Origin of the sequence: Pseudoalteromonas sp. NBT06-2 (assembly GCF_002276045.1) — a bacterium.
In the GTDB taxonomy this organism is placed as follows: Bacteria; Pseudomonadota; Gammaproteobacteria; order Enterobacterales; family Alteromonadaceae; genus Pseudoalteromonas.
Window position 1 is genome coordinate 35100 of the sequence record NZ_NQMR01000052.1, and the last position, 19613, is coordinate 54712.

The 19613-nt window shown below is 36.0% G+C and carries 18 protein-coding genes; 13 read left to right on the top strand and 5 right to left on the bottom strand.

All coding sequences use genetic code 11. The annotated features are described in order from the left end of the window. The first annotated feature begins 34 nt into the window (after window positions 1–34). Together CJF42_RS11920 and CJF42_RS11925 are read left to right on the top strand one after the other, a co-directional pair. The gene (locus CJF42_RS11920) at window positions 35–721 is read left to right on the top strand and encodes a DUF3334 family protein (protein ID WP_095366902.1); all 687 of its coding nucleotides are present in this window, start codon (window positions 35–37) and stop codon (window positions 719–721) included. A 250-nt stretch (window positions 722–971) separates the two neighbouring features. Then, complete coding sequence (locus CJF42_RS11925; protein ID WP_095366903.1) at window positions 972–1265, top strand: antibiotic biosynthesis monooxygenase family protein; 294 nt, start codon at window positions 972–974, stop codon at window positions 1263–1265. A 16-nt stretch (window positions 1266–1281) separates the two neighbouring features. On the opposite strand, the gene CJF42_RS11930 is transcribed toward CJF42_RS11925, so the two are convergent. Further along, window positions 1282–2049, bottom strand: coding sequence for an enoyl-CoA hydratase-related protein (locus tag CJF42_RS11930; RefSeq protein WP_095366904.1), 768 nt, complete (start codon window positions 2047–2049; stop codon window positions 1282–1284). Between the two features lie 352 nt (window positions 2050–2401). Between CJF42_RS11930 and CJF42_RS11940 the strand changes: the two genes are divergently transcribed. The 6 genes from CJF42_RS11940 (at window position 2402) to CJF42_RS11965 (ending at window position 9765) form a co-directional block, all read left to right on the top strand. Beyond that, window positions 2402–4756 carry a hypothetical protein gene (locus CJF42_RS11940; RefSeq protein WP_095366905.1) on the top strand — a complete coding sequence of 785 codons (2355 nt, stop codon included), beginning with the start codon at window positions 2402–2404 and terminating at the stop codon, window positions 4754–4756. Further along, the gene (locus tag CJF42_RS11945; RefSeq protein ID WP_095366906.1) at window positions 4750–5703 is read left to right on the top strand and encodes a hypothetical protein; all 954 of its coding nucleotides are present in this window, start codon (window positions 4750–4752) and stop codon (window positions 5701–5703) included. The genes CJF42_RS11940 and CJF42_RS11945 overlap by 7 nt, the downstream gene beginning before the upstream one ends. Continuing rightward, window positions 5696–7126, top strand: a complete 1431-nt coding sequence (locus CJF42_RS11950; RefSeq protein WP_095366907.1) for a hypothetical protein — start codon at window positions 5696–5698, stop codon at window positions 7124–7126. Before CJF42_RS11945 ends, CJF42_RS11950 begins: the two co-directional genes overlap by 8 nt. 11 nt (window positions 7127–7137) lie before the next feature. After that, window positions 7138–7674 carry a hypothetical protein gene (locus CJF42_RS11955; protein ID WP_095366908.1) on the top strand — a complete coding sequence of 179 codons (537 nt, stop codon included), beginning with the start codon at window positions 7138–7140 and terminating at the stop codon, window positions 7672–7674. Then, window positions 7674–9047, top strand: coding sequence for a tyrosine-type recombinase/integrase (locus tag CJF42_RS11960; RefSeq protein ID WP_095366909.1), 1374 nt, complete (start codon window positions 7674–7676; stop codon window positions 9045–9047). The genes CJF42_RS11955 and CJF42_RS11960 overlap by 1 nt, the downstream gene beginning before the upstream one ends. Before the next feature lie 193 nt (window positions 9048–9240). After that, entirely contained in the window at window positions 9241–9765 is a 525-nt protein-coding gene (locus CJF42_RS11965; protein WP_095366910.1) for a YgjP-like metallopeptidase domain-containing protein, read from the top strand. A 204-nt stretch (window positions 9766–9969) separates the two neighbouring features. Here the strand turns inward: CJF42_RS11965 and CJF42_RS11970 are convergent, their stop codons facing one another. Next, window positions 9970–11397 carry a DEAD/DEAH box helicase gene (locus CJF42_RS11970; protein WP_095366911.1) on the bottom strand — a complete coding sequence of 476 codons (1428 nt, stop codon included), beginning with the start codon at window positions 11395–11397 and terminating at the stop codon, window positions 9970–9972. Further along, window positions 11394–11918 (bottom strand): VspR family transcription factor, encoded by a 525-nt coding sequence (locus CJF42_RS11975; protein WP_095366912.1) that lies wholly within the window; start codon window positions 11916–11918, stop codon window positions 11394–11396. The genes CJF42_RS11970 and CJF42_RS11975 overlap by 4 nt, the downstream gene beginning before the upstream one ends. 101 nt (window positions 11919–12019) lie before the next feature. Here CJF42_RS11975 and CJF42_RS11980 point away from each other — a divergent pair, with 101 nt between their 5' ends. The 5 genes from CJF42_RS11980 (at window position 12020) to CJF42_RS12000 (ending at window position 17254) form a co-directional block, all read left to right on the top strand. Beyond that, window positions 12020–12256, top strand: coding sequence for a helix-turn-helix domain-containing protein (locus CJF42_RS11980; protein WP_095366913.1), 237 nt, complete (start codon window positions 12020–12022; stop codon window positions 12254–12256). A 67-nt stretch (window positions 12257–12323) separates the two neighbouring features. Continuing rightward, window positions 12324–13565 (top strand): HsdM family class I SAM-dependent methyltransferase, encoded by a 1242-nt coding sequence (locus CJF42_RS11985; protein WP_212668811.1) that lies wholly within the window; start codon window positions 12324–12326, stop codon window positions 13563–13565. Then, on the top strand, window positions 13565–14872 hold the full coding sequence (locus CJF42_RS11990) for a restriction endonuclease subunit S (RefSeq protein ID WP_095366914.1): 1308 nt from the start codon (window positions 13565–13567) through the stop codon (window positions 14870–14872). Before CJF42_RS11985 ends, CJF42_RS11990 begins: the two co-directional genes overlap by 1 nt. A gap of 17 nt (window positions 14873–14889) precedes the next feature. Beyond that, window positions 14890–15663: a Hachiman antiphage defense system protein HamA gene (locus CJF42_RS11995; RefSeq protein ID WP_095366915.1), complete on the top strand. Its 774-nt coding sequence runs from the start codon at window positions 14890–14892 to the stop codon at window positions 15661–15663. Then, window positions 15647–17254: a DEAD/DEAH box helicase gene (locus tag CJF42_RS12000; RefSeq protein WP_095366916.1), complete on the top strand. Its 1608-nt coding sequence runs from the start codon at window positions 15647–15649 to the stop codon at window positions 17252–17254. Before CJF42_RS11995 ends, CJF42_RS12000 begins: the two co-directional genes overlap by 17 nt. A 263-nt stretch (window positions 17255–17517) precedes the next feature. Here CJF42_RS12000 and CJF42_RS12005 read toward each other — a convergent pair whose 3' ends face one another. Then, on the bottom strand, window positions 17518–18207 hold the full coding sequence (locus CJF42_RS12005) for an HNH endonuclease (protein ID WP_095366917.1): 690 nt from the start codon (window positions 18205–18207) through the stop codon (window positions 17518–17520). 130 nt (window positions 18208–18337) lie between these two features. Next, on the bottom strand, window positions 18338–19168 hold the full coding sequence (locus CJF42_RS12010) for a DUF2971 domain-containing protein (protein WP_095366918.1): 831 nt from the start codon (window positions 19166–19168) through the stop codon (window positions 18338–18340). Window positions 19169–19613: the final 445 nt, after the last annotated feature.

Consider the following 19613-nt stretch of genomic DNA (forward strand, 5'->3'; position numbering starts at 1 on the left):
CTAGTTGAGTTAAATCATGTTCTAGAGAGGATAAATGAAAAAGAATAAAATAATTACAACTGATGATATTCTCGTAACCTTATGTCAGTCTTTTACTGAGGTTTTATCTACAGCCAGTGGTAATATAATAAACTATTCGGCTATGGTACAAAAAATTACCAAAACATGTTTACGGCCAGATATTGGCTGTTTTGTATTATTTGATGGCGGTTTTAATGGCATAGTTGTATCTAACTTTACTGCGCAAGCAGCAATAGAAATTTATCAAGACTATATGCGAAATATGGGCATGCCAGAGTCTGAAATAGCAAGCAGCCATATGTCGGATGATGTTTCAAACGTTATGGGTGAATTAATGAATCAAATTGTAGGTGATTTCACGGGTAAAGTGAGAGATCAACTACATACATCTATCACTCAAAATCAACCGAAAATGATGGCAATAAATAAGCTTGTGCAAATTTCAGTTGATACAACTATGGATAGACCACAAGCTAGACGCGTAACTTTTACAACAAAAAATCAGAATATATTTTATGTTGAGCTTGCCATGGATAAAACAGAGTTTATTAAATTACATGACTTTGATATTGCTGAAGCAATCGATCCTGATGAAGTAATCGAGCGAGAAGCTAAAAATAATAAAGCAGAGGTAGTTAAAGATGAAACACCAGCAGTGGATGATATTGATGATGATTTTATGGCTGAATTAGGCCTGTAAATAGACTAAATTATGTTCATTCATTATTCGTTAATTATAATGAGTGAACAGCTTGTATTTTAAATTTTGATATTTCAATATTATTACTCACCTTAAAGTTACTTCGTTTATTTCGTACTATTTTAAAGTAAATATTTACTATACTAATCAATAAGTATTAATTATTTGCTTTAACTGATAATACACTGGCTATCTATTTTAAAATAAGTTAAAAAACAGAGGTATATAAGTTATTAAGTGGAGAAGTATTATGATCAAAGTGATTATTGAACGTATTATCGCAGATGATATGGAGTCAACTTATGATGTAGAATTAAAAAAAACTCTGACTGCTGTAATGGGTGCTAAAGGGTTTATTTCTGGTACATCTTATATTGATATCAATAATAAAAATAAACGAACTATTATAACCGATTGGCAAAATATAGAGTGTTGGAAGCGTTGGCAAAAATCGGAAGTAAGAATTGAGGCTAATAGCCAAATACGCTTAATGCTGTCACAGGAGGAAGTGGTTAAAACTTTAGAATCTCAACCACTTGCTTAATTAACCTCAACTCGGATTAATTAAAATTAGGTTGTCGTTTCTCAACAAAAGCTGTTAAAGCCTCTTTTGCTTCGGGAGATTGTAGCCTTTGAATAAATAACTCACCTTCGCCTAAAATTGTTTGTTCTATTTGATTTACAATATTAGCTTTCATAATATGTTTTGAAGCCTGTATTGCTGCGGGTGGTTGATTTGCCATTTTTATTGCTACATCAAGCGTATTTTGTAAGCATTGACCTAAATTACAAATTTGATTGATAATACCAAATTCATTTGCTTGTGATTCATTAAAGCCTTCTCCAAGCATTAACAATTGAGCACTTTTTTTTTGACCTATTAACATAGGTAAAATTAAACTGGAGCCACCTTCAGGAGTACATCCTAAACTTACAAATGGCATCTTAAATAAAGCCCCCTCAGATGCAACAATATAGTCGCAATGTAAAAGCATGGTAGTACCAATGCCAATTGCAGAACCAGATACGCCGGCAATTAAGGGTTTTGTGAGTCTATTTAAGGTGAGCAAAAATATGAATACATCTGCTTGAGTGCTGGTAGGTGGATTATTTATAAAGTCATTTATATCATTTCCAGCACAAAAGTCATTTTCATCACCTGTGAGCATTATCACATGAATAAGATTGTCTTCTTCAGCTTCGAGTAAAAATTGTGTTAAATCCCGATACATTTGCTCAGTAAGTGCATTTTTGTATTTAGGACGATTAAACTGAATATGCCTTATATTATTATTTATTGTTTCGGCAATGATTAATGCTTGGTTCATACTTGGACCTTTGAAAATTAATCTATGAGTTAGGTATTCAGATTAATATTAAGTTTTAAATAAAGCAAACATGTTTAATAAAAGAACAATCTCATGTTAAAAAAAGGCTATCTCCTTGATCAAGTAAAACTAAAAATAATCTCATATCTAACTCAATTTGGTGATATTGAGGTTGCATATGTTCACATAATTTATAAAAAGCTTTATGTAGTACTCCTAACAAAAAAAATAATCAATTTTCTAAATGTGCTGCTTTTTAAATGCTATAGCTTGTTTATGATTCATTTATATGTTGATAATTGTCAATACTTTGTTACGCTGTTTATATATACAGCTAATGTAAGGGTGGATTTTGAATTCAGTCGCTATTAAATTATTACCATTAGTTCAAAGTGCATTATCACATAGTTTTAAAAGGCTACTTTCAGATAACGCCCCTAAAGAGTGTGGAGCTGTAGTAGTCAACAACTATTCAGCTTACGTATCAACATTCAAGCCTTCTGGTTACACAGCGCTTGATATTCTAAATAGCCCTGAGGAATTATTAAAGCAATTACGTGGCTTTGTGGGCTTTATTTACTCGCAGTATAACTGCAAACGAGCATACGACGTGACACGGCTTGTCATCAGAACCTTTGATACACTTGCGAAATATCAAATAGATTCACCTCAACTTTCCATGGTTGAGGTGAATGACGATATTGGGCAGTGCATTGATGAATTCATAAATCTACAGGTTAGTCCAGATCGCCTCAGCTATCTTAATGGCTGGCAATTGAAATCGAAGGAAGGTAAAATTTTTAACTTTGCAATCGGTCAATTCCATGAAGCCTATGGTGATAAGCTGACGGCTGATATTTATCGCCATACTTACGAGTATGGTAGAACACAAAAAAGTACGACCTTGAGATCCAGTGTTGAGCCTTTTGCCGCTTTTCTAAATTCGTTTGCAACGCATTGTGATAGTGATGATGATTTGCGAGCTCAACTGAAAGCTAATAAATTGAGTGCGTTTCTTGAGAAAGTTATGTGGTGTTCATTTAGCCGCCACTTAGCAAAGAGTAATAAAAGTGCAGCGTTTTTTGTACGCTGGACTAGTGCTATTAAAGTTTTCAGAATATGCTTTATTGATAGCGGATTAATTGATGAACCAGTTAGGCCAATTTTAACCCCCGTATTTAGAGAAAGTTCTCAGCCTATCGCAAAGGTAGCTGCAGGTGGTAAGCTAACTGCCAACGAAGAGAAACTGTGGCTTGCCACCATACCTCTGCACATAAAAGATGAGACAGCGATCCAAATCATCGAGGACAGGTTACAAGCGAGTGAAGAACATGTTCGGGCATCATACGATGCTGTTTTTGAACGTATAAAAGATAAGCATGAGCGTAACCTTAAACTGTCAAAAATAGGTAGCGTGAAACCCATTATAGGTGGCAGTTCCGGCTTTAAAAAGAATGAACGCGTGCGAGTGGGTCGTAACCATCTAGCAAATAGTATTGCATCATTTTATAAGTATGGTGTTGGTGCAGGCTTTACAAGTTCTGAACAATTCTTTGGGGGGAGTTTCTATAACAGCGATCGTATTAGTGCCTCTGATCTAGTGGACGAACTAAACCTACCCACTACCTCTACGCTTGGTGCTCTGTGCACGTTGTTAGTGTTGGAGCATCCCGCTCTTACGCCTTCTGCACTACATAATTGGGAGTTGTTTAATAAGAATGGGCAAATGAGTGGGTATAAACAAGTTGGCAACAACTACGTAATTGTCGTTCATAAAAACCGAAAGGGTGCGCGGAATGCTCAACAAGATATTATCCTGAACGAATACAGTCAATCCATTGTTAAGACCTTAATTAATCATACAGAACTTGCTCGACAGCATCTAAAGGCAAATCCGAGCACTGATGAGTTTCAAGAAAACGCGTGGCGTTATATGTTACTCAAAGCTAATTTGAAAGAAGCAAGTTGGTGCGCTACTTTGGGAGACTGTCTTAGTGCAGCATCTGTAAAAAGGGCTTATCGGCATTGGGTGTATAGTCATCCCAGCAGTATGAGTGAGAGCGATAAGTTATTGTTATCTAGGTCGGTAAGCTTACGATCAGCCCGTAAAATCCGAGCTATACGAACATACATCAAAACCCACTCTTTGCGCGAGGTTGCAGAGGTCTTGGGGCATAACACAGTTAACGTTGACCTATTAAACAAATACCTTCCTTCTGCGCTGATGGATTTTTTCAATACAAGATGGATACGCCAATTTCAAAATGCGTTTATTTACATTGCAATGCAGGAATCGGAATATCTTTTTGAAGCTGTTGATATTAAACCTGAAAATCTCGATGAATTTTTACAAAACCATGGTATTCACGATATACCTAAATTGTTTGGTAAATTCAAAAGTCACGCAATGTTATCTCTTGTTGAGAAAGAAGAGCCCCAAGAACGATTTGATGAGGTAACTCTGACTATTACTAAAAATGTGATGAGAGTTCTTATTGCTATTAAGAGTATTGTCGACCGCTCAAAAGAAGTGCAGGATGGTCAAATTTTTCGTGACATTGTATCAACTTGGTATGAAGCTGCAACGCTTATCCTTACCGAAGATGCTCGAGAAAGTACAATTAATGCCGAGCGCTCACAACTTATCGCTGACGCCAATAAATCCCCCCTTGATATTCAACTCATCGTCGGAGCGTTAACATGTTAAAACTGATTGTAAATAACTTAAAGGAAAAAAAAGTCGGACTTCATGAGTTAAATAGTGAAGAGTTAACAGAAACGCTTCATTACGCGGTTGCGAATCAAGATTTAATTTTACAACGTGAAATTGGTAATCACTTTACCCACATATACGACCAGAAGGATGAAATGCCTTATTGGTTTAAAAGCTCGTACGATGATGATGTCACTATTATGAACTTCGGTCAAAAAGATAAAGCTATCGACTGGGCATCTGTGACGCTTGACGATGGTTTTCCTCTTACTCACTCTAAGCATAAGCCTCTGCTTAATTCCCTTAAAAACTGGTTGCTTGCGGTGTCTGATCCACTTGAAAATGGCGGTTCGGTCATCAAAATAAACACAGTCAAAAAGGGGGTAGAGAAAGTATTATCGTTAATAGACGCTATTTTATTGCGCTCAGACGCATTAGAGCTAAGTCAATATCATCTTAACCACATCACAATTGACTTCTGGCTATCTATCTTTAAAGTGATGTCTGAGAATGGGGCAACTAACGGGATCTATGATTTTATAGGTCGAACAAAAGAGTTAGTTAAAGCCCACATAAGTAGTATCACGCAAGAACAAGTAAATGATTTTGTCAGTAAATATCCCTTTGTGAGTAGAGATATCGCAGAAGACGATTTAACGCTTTATTTTACAAAAGAAGAGCGCGCTAAGGCATGTTGCTGGCTTTACGCTCAAGGTTATTATAAAAGTAAAAGTGAAAATAAAGCTAGATTTTCTGCACAAGGCAATGGTGTTGTGCTAGAAAGAATGCTCTTTGAAGGGAAAATTGTATCTCCAGCCCTAAGCATTCCCAACTGGACAGAGTTATGGCTTACCGAAAGAGCACACTCAACTGAATATCGTCCTTTTAATACAGAAGAATCAGAAGCTTCAGCCGCAGAGATTATATATCTCAATGGCTAAGTTGATTAACACCAACCTATTCAAGGGCAACTCAAGTTCACCACCAATTGAGGCGACAAAAACACTTACCATAAGTACAATTAATAATTTAGTGAAGTTAAAGCCTGCAAGTAGGACTCAAACCTTGCACCCTGACGTGGTATTTAAGCTGACTCGACAAGCTTTTGAATTTGTTTTTACATACCAGCAAGATATTTTGGATGCTTGCTTGTTTGCGCTCTCACAAGGAGCTGGCAAAAGTGTGGAAACAGGTAGCAACAAAGAACGACCTGACAAAAAAAGCGATAAGTTCATTCTAGATATTCATCAAAATATGTCAATGACTGAACGTGGTCACTTTATGAAAACCAAAGTAATGAGTACACTGAATGAAAAAACTCTTAAGGCTATGCGTATTCAGCAAGTATTACCTTTTGCAGTTCTAGCGCCTGACAAGTACAACGCCATACGGAATAATGAGAGTTTATTTGAGCTTTACGGCGTACTCATAGGGAGTTGTCAGTACCTTACCGGCATAATTACAGCAAGAAGACAGGATGAGTTGGTATCATTAAAAAGCAGTGGTAATCTGTCACCAAATAAAAATCCATTTGATGAGGAGAATGAATATATTGAATACAATATGATTTTTAAACTCAAAAAATCAGGTAGTGGCGGTAAGTTATCGACCAACCAAATCATCGAAAGACCAATAACTACTTCTATTGCAAAAATAATCTGGCGACTCGAAGCGTTTAACGATGCTGCTATATCTCAAGGGGTGATTAAAGGTAAAACGCTAGGTCTCTTTAATAACTTAGATGCAAAAAATTGTCGCCTTACCAAGCCCCTAGTTAAGACTTTTAATAATCATCTCAATTCGATATGTGATTATTTTGAAACCCCCCTTGTTAAAATGAGTAATGGTGAGCTAAGACGACAGTATGTGAGACAGCACCAGTCGAGACGATTCTTTGCATTACTGTTCTTCTGGCAAAAACGTTTCCAAGGACTTGAAGCCTTGCGTTGGATGCTAGGACATACTGATATGTCACACTTATATCATTACATATCAAGCAATGAAGTGGGTGATATTCTCAATGGGGTTAAGGCCACTGTCATAGTGCAAGGTGTTCTGAATAAGGATGGTGAGTTAGAAAAACTAAAAAGTATCGGTGAGTTAAAGGCAGTGCTAGCTAAAAAATACAATGCTGGAGCGGTAATTATTGATGACTTGGAAAGCGTTATCGACCTGTCAGATGACGACGACATTACGGCTCCGCATATTGACCAATTGAAAGCAGAGGCAAATCTGGAGTCGAACCTTGAAGAGTTATTAAAAACGGGTGAAATCATCTTGGAACCGAACTTCTTCAAAGTTACTGACGAAGACGGACAGGTTCGAGAAACTTTTAATTTAGCATTTCAAGTAAAAGCTGTGTAAGAAACATAACAATGAAAAAGAATAAAGAAACGAATCAAAGAACAATACTGGCAACCGAAGCGTTGTTACAAGAAATTATCAAATCGCCAGATGTATTTAAAAACAATAATGTCCTTGTAAAAGCGCTTAAATCACAAGGTGGTTTAGCCAAGTATGAAGATGACGAACGGCATATCGGTGTTGTTTCGGTCAATACAGTTAAAACCCATTCAGACTTGTTGTTTGATGACGGTTTTGATGATGGCCGTGGTGGTGGCTTTGATGTACTCAGAATTAATGCTCGTGACGCTATAGAGAAAGCTTTAAAAGGAAAAATAAAAAAGAGCAATGAAGAAAGTGCAAGACAAAAACTAGCTGCAACTGAAAAAACGCTTACTATCACTCAGCAAAGTAATTTCCTATTGAATACAGTCATTAAAGAAATGCGCGCACATTTAAAAGAAATGGCATTGCAAGATTGGACGGATGAAGAACGATTAAAGCACTACAAAGATATTAATAAGAAGATTGAGGCGCAGCTTAATTATGTCAACTATGGGGAAGTCTGATGCCTGTAGTTAAACTAAAGGATTTTTCTCGTTGGTCACATCTAGGTTTTGATGGAAAATTGACATTTTATAAACCAAGGGACATACCGTTTGTCACCTATAAAAATGGTGTGCCTTGCTATGAAGCCAACATGTATATTCATAAATTGCTTGAGGAAGGATTGAAATTCCAGACAATCAGGACGTATGCCAACTGTATTATAGCTTTGGTCTATCACGTCGAAAGTGCAACCCATCTTAACCGTTTTAGAGACTTAACTGATGCTACTTTTCGCTTGTTTATACAGGGATTGCAAAGCGAGAAACATCCTAATGGTGAAAAGGTTAAAAGTAACAATAGGGTTTTGGAAGTCGGCATTCGATGCCTTAAATTTCTTGAGTTTGTCCAAGAGTACCATGATTTAAAACTGTTTATTGGCAAAGACAAAGCCAATGCCATTACGGTGGTTGAGACAACTCACAAAATTTCAATTGAGGGAAGTAGGCACAAGAAAGAAATTACCTCTACTTCACATATTTGCCTACCAAGCAAAGATGCTGTCAAAAGACGATTACCCGTTGGTGAAAAAGACGCGTTAAAGGTATGGTCGTTTATACAAACCAATGTCAATAAACCAGTTCGTTATCGTGATATAGCTCTGTATCAATTAATGGAGCAAACAGGTGGTCGCGTTCAAGAACTGCACCTAGTAACCGTGAATGATTTCAAAGACGCTAGAGACATGATCGAGCCGTCTCTTAAGATGCACACGCTAAAGCGTAAGGACGAAAAGAAAACAAGACATGTGCCTATTCCCCACACGCTTGTTACTGATATCGCTCAATACATGAAATATCGTCGTAAAATCATGAAGAAGAAAGGACTCACCGGAGATAAAGATCATGGCTTCTTGTTCATATCAACAAAAACAGGTGAGCCTTTTAAATCAGGCTCATGGACGACTTATTTGAACAAGTGTAAAAAGGAATTAGGTATCAAAGGTGAACTTCATCCGCACCTCTATCGCCATGCTTTTATTACAAACAAACTCATTGAGATTATTCAGCAACATGAAGACGTTACTAATGCTGATGATTTTAGAAAACACCTACTTAATACCGAAACTTTCAAATTACAGTTGAGAGAGTGGACAGGGCATACTCTATTGCACTCCCTTGATACATATATTCACTTGGCTTTCGCCAAAATACGAGGCTACGCTAAAGCTTATAGTGCGGTTGCACTATCTGCATCTGTAGGTATTGTTGAAGACCAGTTAAGTCGCATTGAAAAACAAATTCAGGATAAAGAACTGAACTTTACAGAAGCCCTAGCATCACTGAAAAGCACAATAAAGGCTTTTGGATTAGATATTAAACAAGCTAAAATTTGATACACCTGCTGACTCACCTTTGATGGATTGGTAAAGAAGAAGATGAACAGGTATACTTTTGTTTATTGATAAACTAGATAATTATCGAATCTTAGGTGACACCGATTAATTTAGCTTTATATATTTAAGTCCATCTAGCGGTCGAAATATAAATAAGTAAGGTACAGTTTTTTTAATTATTTAACTTGAACAGATGACATATTCAAAAACAAAACCAAATCAACTTAAGTATTTATCTTCATATCCTCTAGAAGTACAAAATAAAATCAGAACCATGGTTGAGCAGGATACATTAGGACGCTTTTTACTTAAAAAGCACCCTAAAACTCACAATATCAACAATGATAAAATGCTTCGTGAATATGTTATGAATTTAAAAAACACACATTTACGAAAGTCTTCTCCTTTGAGTAAAGTTATTTATGATAAAAAAATTCATGTTGTGAACAATGCTCTAGGGCTACATACCTTTATATCGAGAGTTCAAGGGAATAAATTAAAAAGTAAAAATGAAATACGAATTAGTGAAATATTCAAAACTGGTCCCGAAGCATTCCTACAGATGATAGTCGTTCATGAATTAGCTCACATCCGGATAAAACCCCACGATAAGGCATTTTATCAATTGTGCCAATATATGTTACCTGACTACCATCAACTAGAATTTGAAATGCGTGTATATCTAACTCAACTAGAGCTAAAAGGTGATATATACTAACCAAAATTCCATATTGGGTATTTAGTTAGTCATAAACTATATAATTAGTGATGCTGTTCTACAGTTTTTGTTGTCGTCTGACAATACTCCCATTTGCAATAATGTATAGTTGGTTTATATCTTTTGAGTCGACACCAACATTTAGAAAACCAGGATGGGCGGATAGTATTAACCATTAAATAAACTTTTCAATTGTTAATAAATTCATCTTAACTCACTCAAACCAAGCGCAATCGACTCTTGCTTAAATCGCCCAAAAACATTGACCACATTCTCATAAGATGCCGTTAAAAAATGTTCTGTATATGATTCAACTTCAGTATCATCAAAGTGAATAATTTCTTTATTCTCATAAACAGCCAATGTAAACTTTGACTTACCAGCAACAGAGGGGCTTTTATCAAAATTTACATCTGTTGATACTTCAGATTCATCTTCAACACGATTAGTCATCTTCTCAAACTTCACCACATCAGCTTCAAATGGTACATCTTGCTTAACACGGTAAGCATATTCCAAAAGCTTAGGCTCAGCAGGCATATACATAACAGCTCCTTGATTCTTCGAATCAGTCATTCTTAGTATTCGGCCCAAAATCTGTCTAAAGTGCATTTCTGTTTTTATATTGGTTAGGTGACAACACACCTGTAATCGAGGGATATTCGTTCCTTCGCTGATCATGCCAACAGAAATAATCCATTTAGTTTGTGCATGTCTAAATTGTTGAATAATACAGGTTGGCTCATTTTCTCTGTAAGTTACAACCGTGGCATCCTCGTTAAAATATGTTTTCATTATCCTTGAAATCTGTTTTACATGCTCAACTGATGACGCAACAATTAATCCTGCAGCATCAGTGTTTGTCGCTCTAATTGAGCTTAATTTTTTTTGAGCAGAAGAAATTACGTATTTAATTACTTTTTCATTTTCAATAATCTCCTGATACGGAATGATTGATTGAGATAATAAACACTTAAAGCTAGTAAATGTTTTTGTCTCATTGTCATCAACCACTGAAATCTTATTATTATCCACTGCGATTATCTGTGGTATACGACAAACATTATCCTTAATAGCCTCAGCAAGCCCATAAACGTAATCACATGATATTTTGTTACTAGGATGCATATAGTTTGAAAGAACAATAGGAGCAGCGTCTGAACGCCAAGGTGTCCCAGTTAACGCCAATGTGTACTTAGCCTTATCTTGAATGTTTAAGATTATTTGTTTGCCCCAGGCATTGGCATTATTTGTATTTGACCCTGCACAATGGTGGATCTCATCAAAAATCACAAATACTTTATAACTCTTAAATAACTGCCAAAAGTTGTTATCGAGATACTGTAAGTTTTGGTATGTAAGAGAGTGCCCTTTAGCGCCAAGTAAGCCATCAAATCTTTCATTAATTCTTAGTTGTAAACTTTGACTGAAATCTTGAGCAACTATGGAAGAAGGTGAAAAACAAATAACTAAATCAACCAAGTTATTTTTTAATAGACGATCAGCCAATTCCGATGCCATCAGAGTTTTACCTGCGCCAGGTGTTGCTAAAGTTAAAAAATGGCTATTGCCATTAGAGTATTGTTTTAAAGCTTTGTTTATACAGCTAACTTGCCATTGTCTTAGTTTCATATTTCCTCAACTGAGCCATTAAGTTTAAGTAAGCTTTCAATAGCTTTAATCTTCCCTAGTACCTTTGTATTATTATCTCTAGCCTTGTTATATTTAGGCTGTATTTCATCAACTAACTCAGGGAACTCTAAATATAGTTCCTTGTATGCTTCAGACTCTCCAATATTTAAAAGCATTTCAGCTTTGTATTTATTCAGCTTTTCAAGCAATTTAGGACGCTGGTTATTCAATTCATCCATTTCATTTCTTGCTTCCAACTTGCTCTTTAATGTGATTGTTTCAACATTAAAAGCTTCTGTTTTACTAAATCGAGTAAATCCTTTCTTATTCGATATTAACTTTTTCAACCAACCTTTTTTAACTAGCTTTAAAAGTTCCGAATAGATCTTTCGTCGAACATGAATTGGATCAATTGAAGGATCTTTTTTTAAAGCTATATAAGCGCTTCTAACATCGCTTGTTGTAAAGTGATCAAAATTTCTTGCGACAATAATTTGAGCAATTAGGGGGTCAAATTTCAAAATAAATCCTGATCAAAATAAAATAACAATGGGTATTATAGGGCGTGGTGCTTTAGCGCTCAACATGAAAATCTAATCATTTTACCTGAAGGAAAAATTGGGTGAGTGATTTAGTTAAAGAATTTGGTGAAATGCTGCGTGAAAAGCGTAAAGTTGCTGGCTTCTCTCAAGAAAGTTTTGCAGCATATGTTGGTATAGAAAGAGGTAATTATGGCAAGATGGAACGAGGCTTAGTAAACATAAAGCTAGAAACGCTTTATAAATTAACAAACGCCTTAAATTGTGAGTTTTCAGATGTAATGCCGTCAAGATTGAAATATAAAATCAAACTTGATTAACATAAAGGAAATATATTTTTGATATGTATCACTATATGACGATTATGTATCACCAATCCCTGCGGATTTGCATTGGGATGAATGGGCGAAAGATGATGAAGGTATGACAGGGGATGAACTTCTTAAGTTTGTTGATCAAAAATTATTCCCTACACTTTCAAACATTGACCTTTCTACAGCTAATAAAAGAGCGGTATTAGTACACGAAGTTTTTGCTAATAATTATAATTACATGAAGTCTGGCACACACCTCCGCCAAGTAATTAATAAGCTTAATGAAATCAACTTTAACGACACAAAAGATAAGCAAGTATTTGGTAAGATTTACGAGACATTTTTGAGTGAACTGCAAAGTGCGGGTACTTTAGGTGAATTTTATACTCCTCGTGCTATCACTGACTTCATGACAGAAATGGCAAATCCTCAACATGGCGAAAAAGTATTAGATATTGCATGTGGTACAGGTGGTTTTTTAACAACAGCAATAGATCATTTAAAAAAGCAAAAACACTCGATTGAGGAGCTAGAAGATATTGGCAAGAATGTTGTTGGTTGGGAATACAAACCCTTGCCTTACATGCTTGCAAATACAAACTTGATTTTGCATGACGTTAGAACACCTACTATTCGATTTGGTGACTCTTTAGAGCGTCCCTTAACCGAGTATACGAACAAAGATCGAGTGGATTTAATTTTGGCTAACCCTCCTTTCGGAGGGATGGTTTCAAACAATAATGAAAATAATTTTCCACAAACATATCGCACAAAGGAATCGGCGGATTTATTCTTAATATTAATGATTCACCTTTTAAAGCAAGGTGGACGTAGTGCTATTGTTTTACCTGATGGTTCATTAACTGGAGGGGGGGTTAAACAACGTGTTCGTCAAAAACTACTTGAAGATTGTAACTTGCACACTATTGTTAGATTGCCTAATTCTGTATTCCAACCTTACGCTTCAGTAGCAACCAATTTGCTCTTTTTTACTAAAGGCGAGCCGACAAAAAAAGTTTGGTATTACCAACATAAAGTACCTGTAGGCATTAAATCTTACTCGAAAACAAAGCCAATTCAACTATCAGAATTTGACGAACTGAAAACCTGGTGGAATAACCGAGAAAGTAGTGATGTTGCTTGGTGTGAAGATATTGAGAAAATCAAATCAAATGGCTACGATTTAGATATTAAAAACCCTCACCAGCCGGAAGAAGAAAAACAACACACCAGCAGTGAACTATTAGATTTATTGCATGCCTCTTTCGCTAAAGGTGATAAATTACTCGACCAACTTCGCAAGGAGTTGAATTAATGTCGAGTGTTAAAACTATTCTACTTAAAAATATTTGCAACTTTGAAAAAGGCTCTACAGGCTTGATGAAAGCTGTTCCTGGTGAATACCCATTAGTTACCACTGGAAAGTGTAATCGTACCTGTGAATCATACCAATTTGATACTAAGGCTGTTTGTATACCGTTAGTATCATCTACTGGTCATGGTCATGCGAGCTTAAATAATGTCCATTATCAGGAGGGGAAATTTGCTTTAGGCACAATTTTAGTAGCAATTACGGCTAAAGATGAAGAAGAACTCGATGTACATTTTTTACACTTATATTTATCTCAACTAAAAGATATTGTTTTAGTACCATTGATGAAGGGAGCTGCAAACGTTTCACTCTCAATTAGAGCAATAAAAGAAGTTGGTATTCCTTTGCCAGCAATAGAGCGGCAACGGCAGATTGTATCTAAGTTTAAAAGTATAGAGCTTGAAGAAAGAGAGTTGTTGGATGAGCTATATTACCAACAAGAATTGATGACAAAATTTTGGCAGCAAAGCTTGCAGGAAACCGTTACAGGGCAATTAACAGCAAAGTGGCGAAAGGAGATAGGAGAATTAGATGTTGCGGGTAAAGTTTTAGATGATATAAATGTTATTAAAGAAAAGCTTATCAAAAAAAATGAAATAAAAAAACAAAAAGAATTACTTCCCATAAAAAGTGATGATATCCCCTACAATCTACCATCTAGCTGGCAGTGGTGCAGGCTAGGTGAACTTTTTAACTTCATTGATTACCGTGGTAAAACCCCCGTAAAATCAAGTGAAGGTATACGTTTGATCACGGCCAAGAATATTAGAATGGGATATATCAATGAAAAACCAATTGAATATATAGCAGAGAAACTTTATCGGGATTGGATGGTTCGTGGTTTTCCTAAGAAAGGAGATTTGTTATTTGTGACAGAAGGTCACACAATGGGATTTATTGCTTTGAACGAATTAAGTTTTAAATTCGCATTAGCGCAACGAACTATAAATCTGCAACCATTCTGTCAAAATTATAGTAAATGGGTCTTTTATTTTATCATGTCTCCTTATTTTCAGAAGGTGATTAAAGATAATGCAACAGGTGCAGCAGCAACAGGACTTAAATCTGCTACATTGAAAAACCTATTAATTCCAATGCCCTCGTTATCAGAACAAAAAATCATTCTCGAAAAACTAGACGAAATTACTTCTATTTGTGAAAGGATTAATAGGCAAATAACTTTAAATCAATCTCATGCTCAGAGTTTGATGACGGCCGTTTTGATGGATGAGTTTTCCCAAATAAATTAATATAAAGGGATATTATAATGTTTGACCTTAAAGGAAAGTCAGTTAATTCTAGTACATCTAATATCAATCACAGCTTTGAGTTATTAGTTTTAAAAGAAGAAGAGTTTGATAATCTTAAAAACGTTTTAATAGATGTCTTACCTGATTATTATATTGATCCACAATCGATAGCAGGAACTTTGGCACGTTTAGGTAAAGATGCCGCGGCACAGAAGTTATTAACCAAAATCCCTGAAGTGAAAAACATACGCTCTGGTGATATTGGTGAAATATTAGGCTCCGATTATATAGAAGAGTCTTTAGGTTACTCAGTTCCTATACGAAAGCTTCGTTGGCGTGATCATCGTAATATGGCTATGCGTGGTGACGACGTTATCGGTATAATTGTTGATCAACAACAGCAAACTATTAAGTTCCTTAAAGCTGAGGCCAAAGCTAATAAAATACTTGGACGGGGAATACTAGAAGATGCAAGAAAAGAGCTTGATTTAGATGATGGTTTCCCAGCTCCTCATGCTCTAGAATTTGTTGCCGACAGGCTTCGAGAAACAGGCAACCAAGCACTTTCTGATCTAATAGAAAAAGTACAATTAGTCGATGGTATCCGAGCAAATCAAGTAGAGCATCTTCTGTTCACCTTTACGGCATCTAATCCTGTCACCTTACAAAAAGAATCTTTTGATGCTTATGATGGTAATATTAAGCAAACTTCGGTTGGTTTTAGGGTTAGTGATCATCAGGAATTAATAGCAGGTGTATATCAGGGAGTGATTGATGGCCTCAACGATTGAAGAAATAGAACAAAGTATAAGTGAAGCTATAGCTCCAGGATTTAGAAATAGGTTACTTGAACGTGGTTTAGCGCGTTCAATGATTTGGGTTGATGGTGAACTACCTGAAGGGGCACCAATGTTTGCTGAAAAGCTTTCTTATGACCTTTTATCCTATGGCTACTCACTATTATCACTTGCTATACGTTTACGGGATTTAGGTGGTAATGAAGACCTCTGTCGAACAGCATTTGAAAAATCAGCAACAGCAATTACCGATGTTATTCATAATGGTAATCCTGAAGATCTTGAAAAAGGCTTTCATAAAGTATTAGCATCATCTGCTTTTCATCTAGGCCGTTATTCTGCTAAAGCATTTTCATTAATTCAAAGTAACTTGGAAAATCAAAACTTAAGCCTGATAGAAGAACTATTTTCATTATTGATGTTGAGACAATTTGATCAAATTGAAGTGATGGTACTGCAATGGAAAGCATCAGGTGAAGGCTCTGATGAATCACTTTCGGAACGTTTAGAAACAGAAATTGATCAATTAAATCAAATTACAAATACTGATGATGAACCCGAAGAATATGGTATTTCATCAATCGAAATACCAATTGTACAACAGGCAATTACTGATAATTATTTTTCATCAATCTTCGAGTTCTTATTTGCTTTAGAAACAGGTAGTCAAGACCTCCTCGATAAAGCTATAAGTAGAATTGACATCAGCCTAACTATTTGTGGCGAGTTAAATTTATTACCTCAGTGGTGGGTGTTAAGAATAACCAAGCATCTATTAAAAGATCTTTGGGACTCAAGTTTTCATAAAGTAATTCCCGGGCCGCAAAATGATGGTCATGATACTGATTGGAATTTACTGCGTTGGTTATTTATTACGTCTCTTTATAAACGTAATAAAGCAGAAATCGACTTGTGGCCGTCACAATTAGAAGGGGCAAAACGAGCAGTTAAAGATGATGATGATCTTGTCGTTTCTTTACCAACAAGTGCAGGTAAAACAAGAATAGCTGAACTGTGTATTCTTAGATGTTTGGCTATAGGTAAACTAGTTTTATTTATTACACCCCTTCGAGCATTATCAGCCCAAACAGAATATTCACTAAGGAAAACATTTTCACCTTTAGGCAAAACGATTTCATCATTATATGGAAGTATGGGCACTAGTGACTTTGAACAAGATGTTTTAAGAACTCAAGACATTGTAGTAGGCACACCAGAAAAACTTGATTTCGCTTTAAGAAATGATCCTACTTTAATTGATGATGTTGGCCTTGTGATTTTAGATGAAGGTCATATGATTGGCCTGAGTGAACGTGAAATAAATTATGAAGTTCAAATTCAACGCTTGCTAAACCGTCAAGATTCTAATGAGCGAAGAATTGTTTGTCTTTCCGCTATTTTGCCAAGTGGCGATCAATTTGAAGATTTTGTTGGTTGGCTCAGGCAGGATAAAGAAGGTGATGCAATTCAATCAGATTGGCGACCCACAGATTTGAGGTTTGGTGAAATCGTTTGGCAAGGTCTAAGTCAAACTGCAAGAGTTGATTTTACCATTGGAGAGGTGTCGGAAGACAATAAAATTTGATCAGTTACATTAATGATTGATCATTTTTAATAAAGAAGAGTGTTGTTTGAAGTGATTTTATAATATTACTCACATAAAGCTAATGTCTCTTAAGAGCGAGGAACAGCCGTTGGTATCAGTTTCACTAACAACAACTCCTCCGACAAAACGGTCATTCTGTTATTTACTTTAAATAGTGCTTGAGATTTAATTTTTACCAAACGCCCTGTTAAGGTGTGAGCAACGCAATACCGAAGCTCCCGCATACCACCTTAAACAGTTTGTTATACGTTTTTTGGACGCAGCCTTTCTCTAAGTTCATCTGGATGCATCGCTGGATTATGTCTATGTACCATTGCATGACAATTTGGGCACAACGGCACTAAATCTTTAACGGGGTCTAATTCATACTCACGCTTAATACTGGCTATCTGAACAATGTGATGGACGTGAATGAAACCTTTTCCTATTTCCCCATAAACTTCGGCGAAGTCGAAATCACAAACCTTACAATTATATCCATGAAAATCTAGGCATTTTTGTCTTGCAACTAAGTTTCGTTCATAGGTGTTAACTGTAACTTGTTTAGTCGAACCTTCTATGAAGGTTTGACCATTAAGATCTTCTAGGTCATTTTCTGGTTGTCGGATTTCACTATAAATGCCGCCTTTCCAAAAACCGACTATGGTTTCGACTTTGCTACCATGTGGCTTTTGATATACATAGCCATTAAATTTGTACTCAAACCCAACGTAACGATATTGCCCGCTTTCAATACGAATTAAGAACTTCCGTTTGAGCATTCCCGACTTATCTATGCCATGGTTGGTTCGATTATAACAATAGTCAGGTGGCAACACTGAGTTAGGGTTTGTTCCGTAAGTGGCTGCCATCAGGTTCTTAATTTCAGTAGAACTAAAGAACTCTTGTTCTGATTTCGCCAGTAGTTCTTCTACTTGTTCTAAAATAGCCATTTAATCCTCGAAACCTCCAAAACTTATAACGCCGCACTAAGCGGACTAAAACAGTGGATTGAAATGTGTAGTGAAGCGAAACCTAACCCACTGTTTTAGTTGCATTTAAGTGCCTTATTAGCCTTCTTTGTTAGCGAGTCATTCTATTTAAATTATACATATTGATATACTTACCTTGATTCTGTTCATCATAGTCAACAATATCAAGTTTAAATTGATGAGAATGAACGTACGCTTCACGAACCTTTATGCCAAGGCTTCTACACTTTTCAAAAACCTCTTTTTTTGTAGCCACAGACATTTGGCAGCCTAATATTATTGATTTTATCATTTCAGGCTCTAGAGCATAGAAGTACATATCTGGTTTCGGTGGAGTCGTAACTGGTTTCGGAGAAGTCGTAGCTAGGTCAATAGGTAATAACAAGCGATGCTCTTGCTCATATTCCCACTCAGGTGACTTTACAAACCATGACTCAGTATCGTATTCAAATTCGCTTGGTTCAATGTAGGTTGGACGCTCAAGTGTATATTTAACTTTTCGTAACTCACCTATATTTTGGTAGTGATCATCCATTGTTTCACCAATAAATTCAGTAGCATTTTTATATTTTCCAGTAAAAAAATCAGCAGTCTTATCAAGCTCTATACAAATACCTTCATGATTATTAGCGTAGTGAGCCCACATTAAAAGATTGCTCTCATCGGAAGCAAAACATAATACTCCAACACTTGCTCTAACTCCGGCTTGCGCGTCCCAAGCCATATCGTAATATGCAGCCCCATCAGATAATGTGCTAGAAAGTGACATTATTAAATCATGTTCTTCTAAATCCACGGAACTTAGATAATTACCCATAACCATTTCAAAGGGGTCATTGAATTCACCAAAGCGAGATAATTTCAAAAAGAAATTATCAAAGAACTCAGGTCTATACTGTGTGTATTTGAATACTGATGTCACAAATGAACTCCGTGTCAGATAGAAGGCTAACAATTTATTAGATCCCAAACAGGTGTATAGTATTCACAAAAATTGGTGTCTAGTAATTTTGAATTCACATTATAATACGGTTTTTATTATTTAAAAACAATAAAGTAGAGTAAGTGTCATTAACGATCTTCGTGCGAAAAAAGACAAGTAGGTGTATAGTACGTTACAAAAAAACTCATAAACAACCACTGTGTAAATTAACATAGGTCAATAGTGTTAATATAAAAAAACACTGTGCTTTAAGCATTAAAATAAATATGGGAAATAACTCTACAGGCAATACTTAAACCTAATCTGGATGCCCGCATAATGTGAACGTCTCATAAATACCTGCTAACGACAGCAATAGGTTCAAAGTCGCAATCTATGAATAAATAGCAAAGATCTGCTATTGGCACTTTTGCGAAGTTCGGCT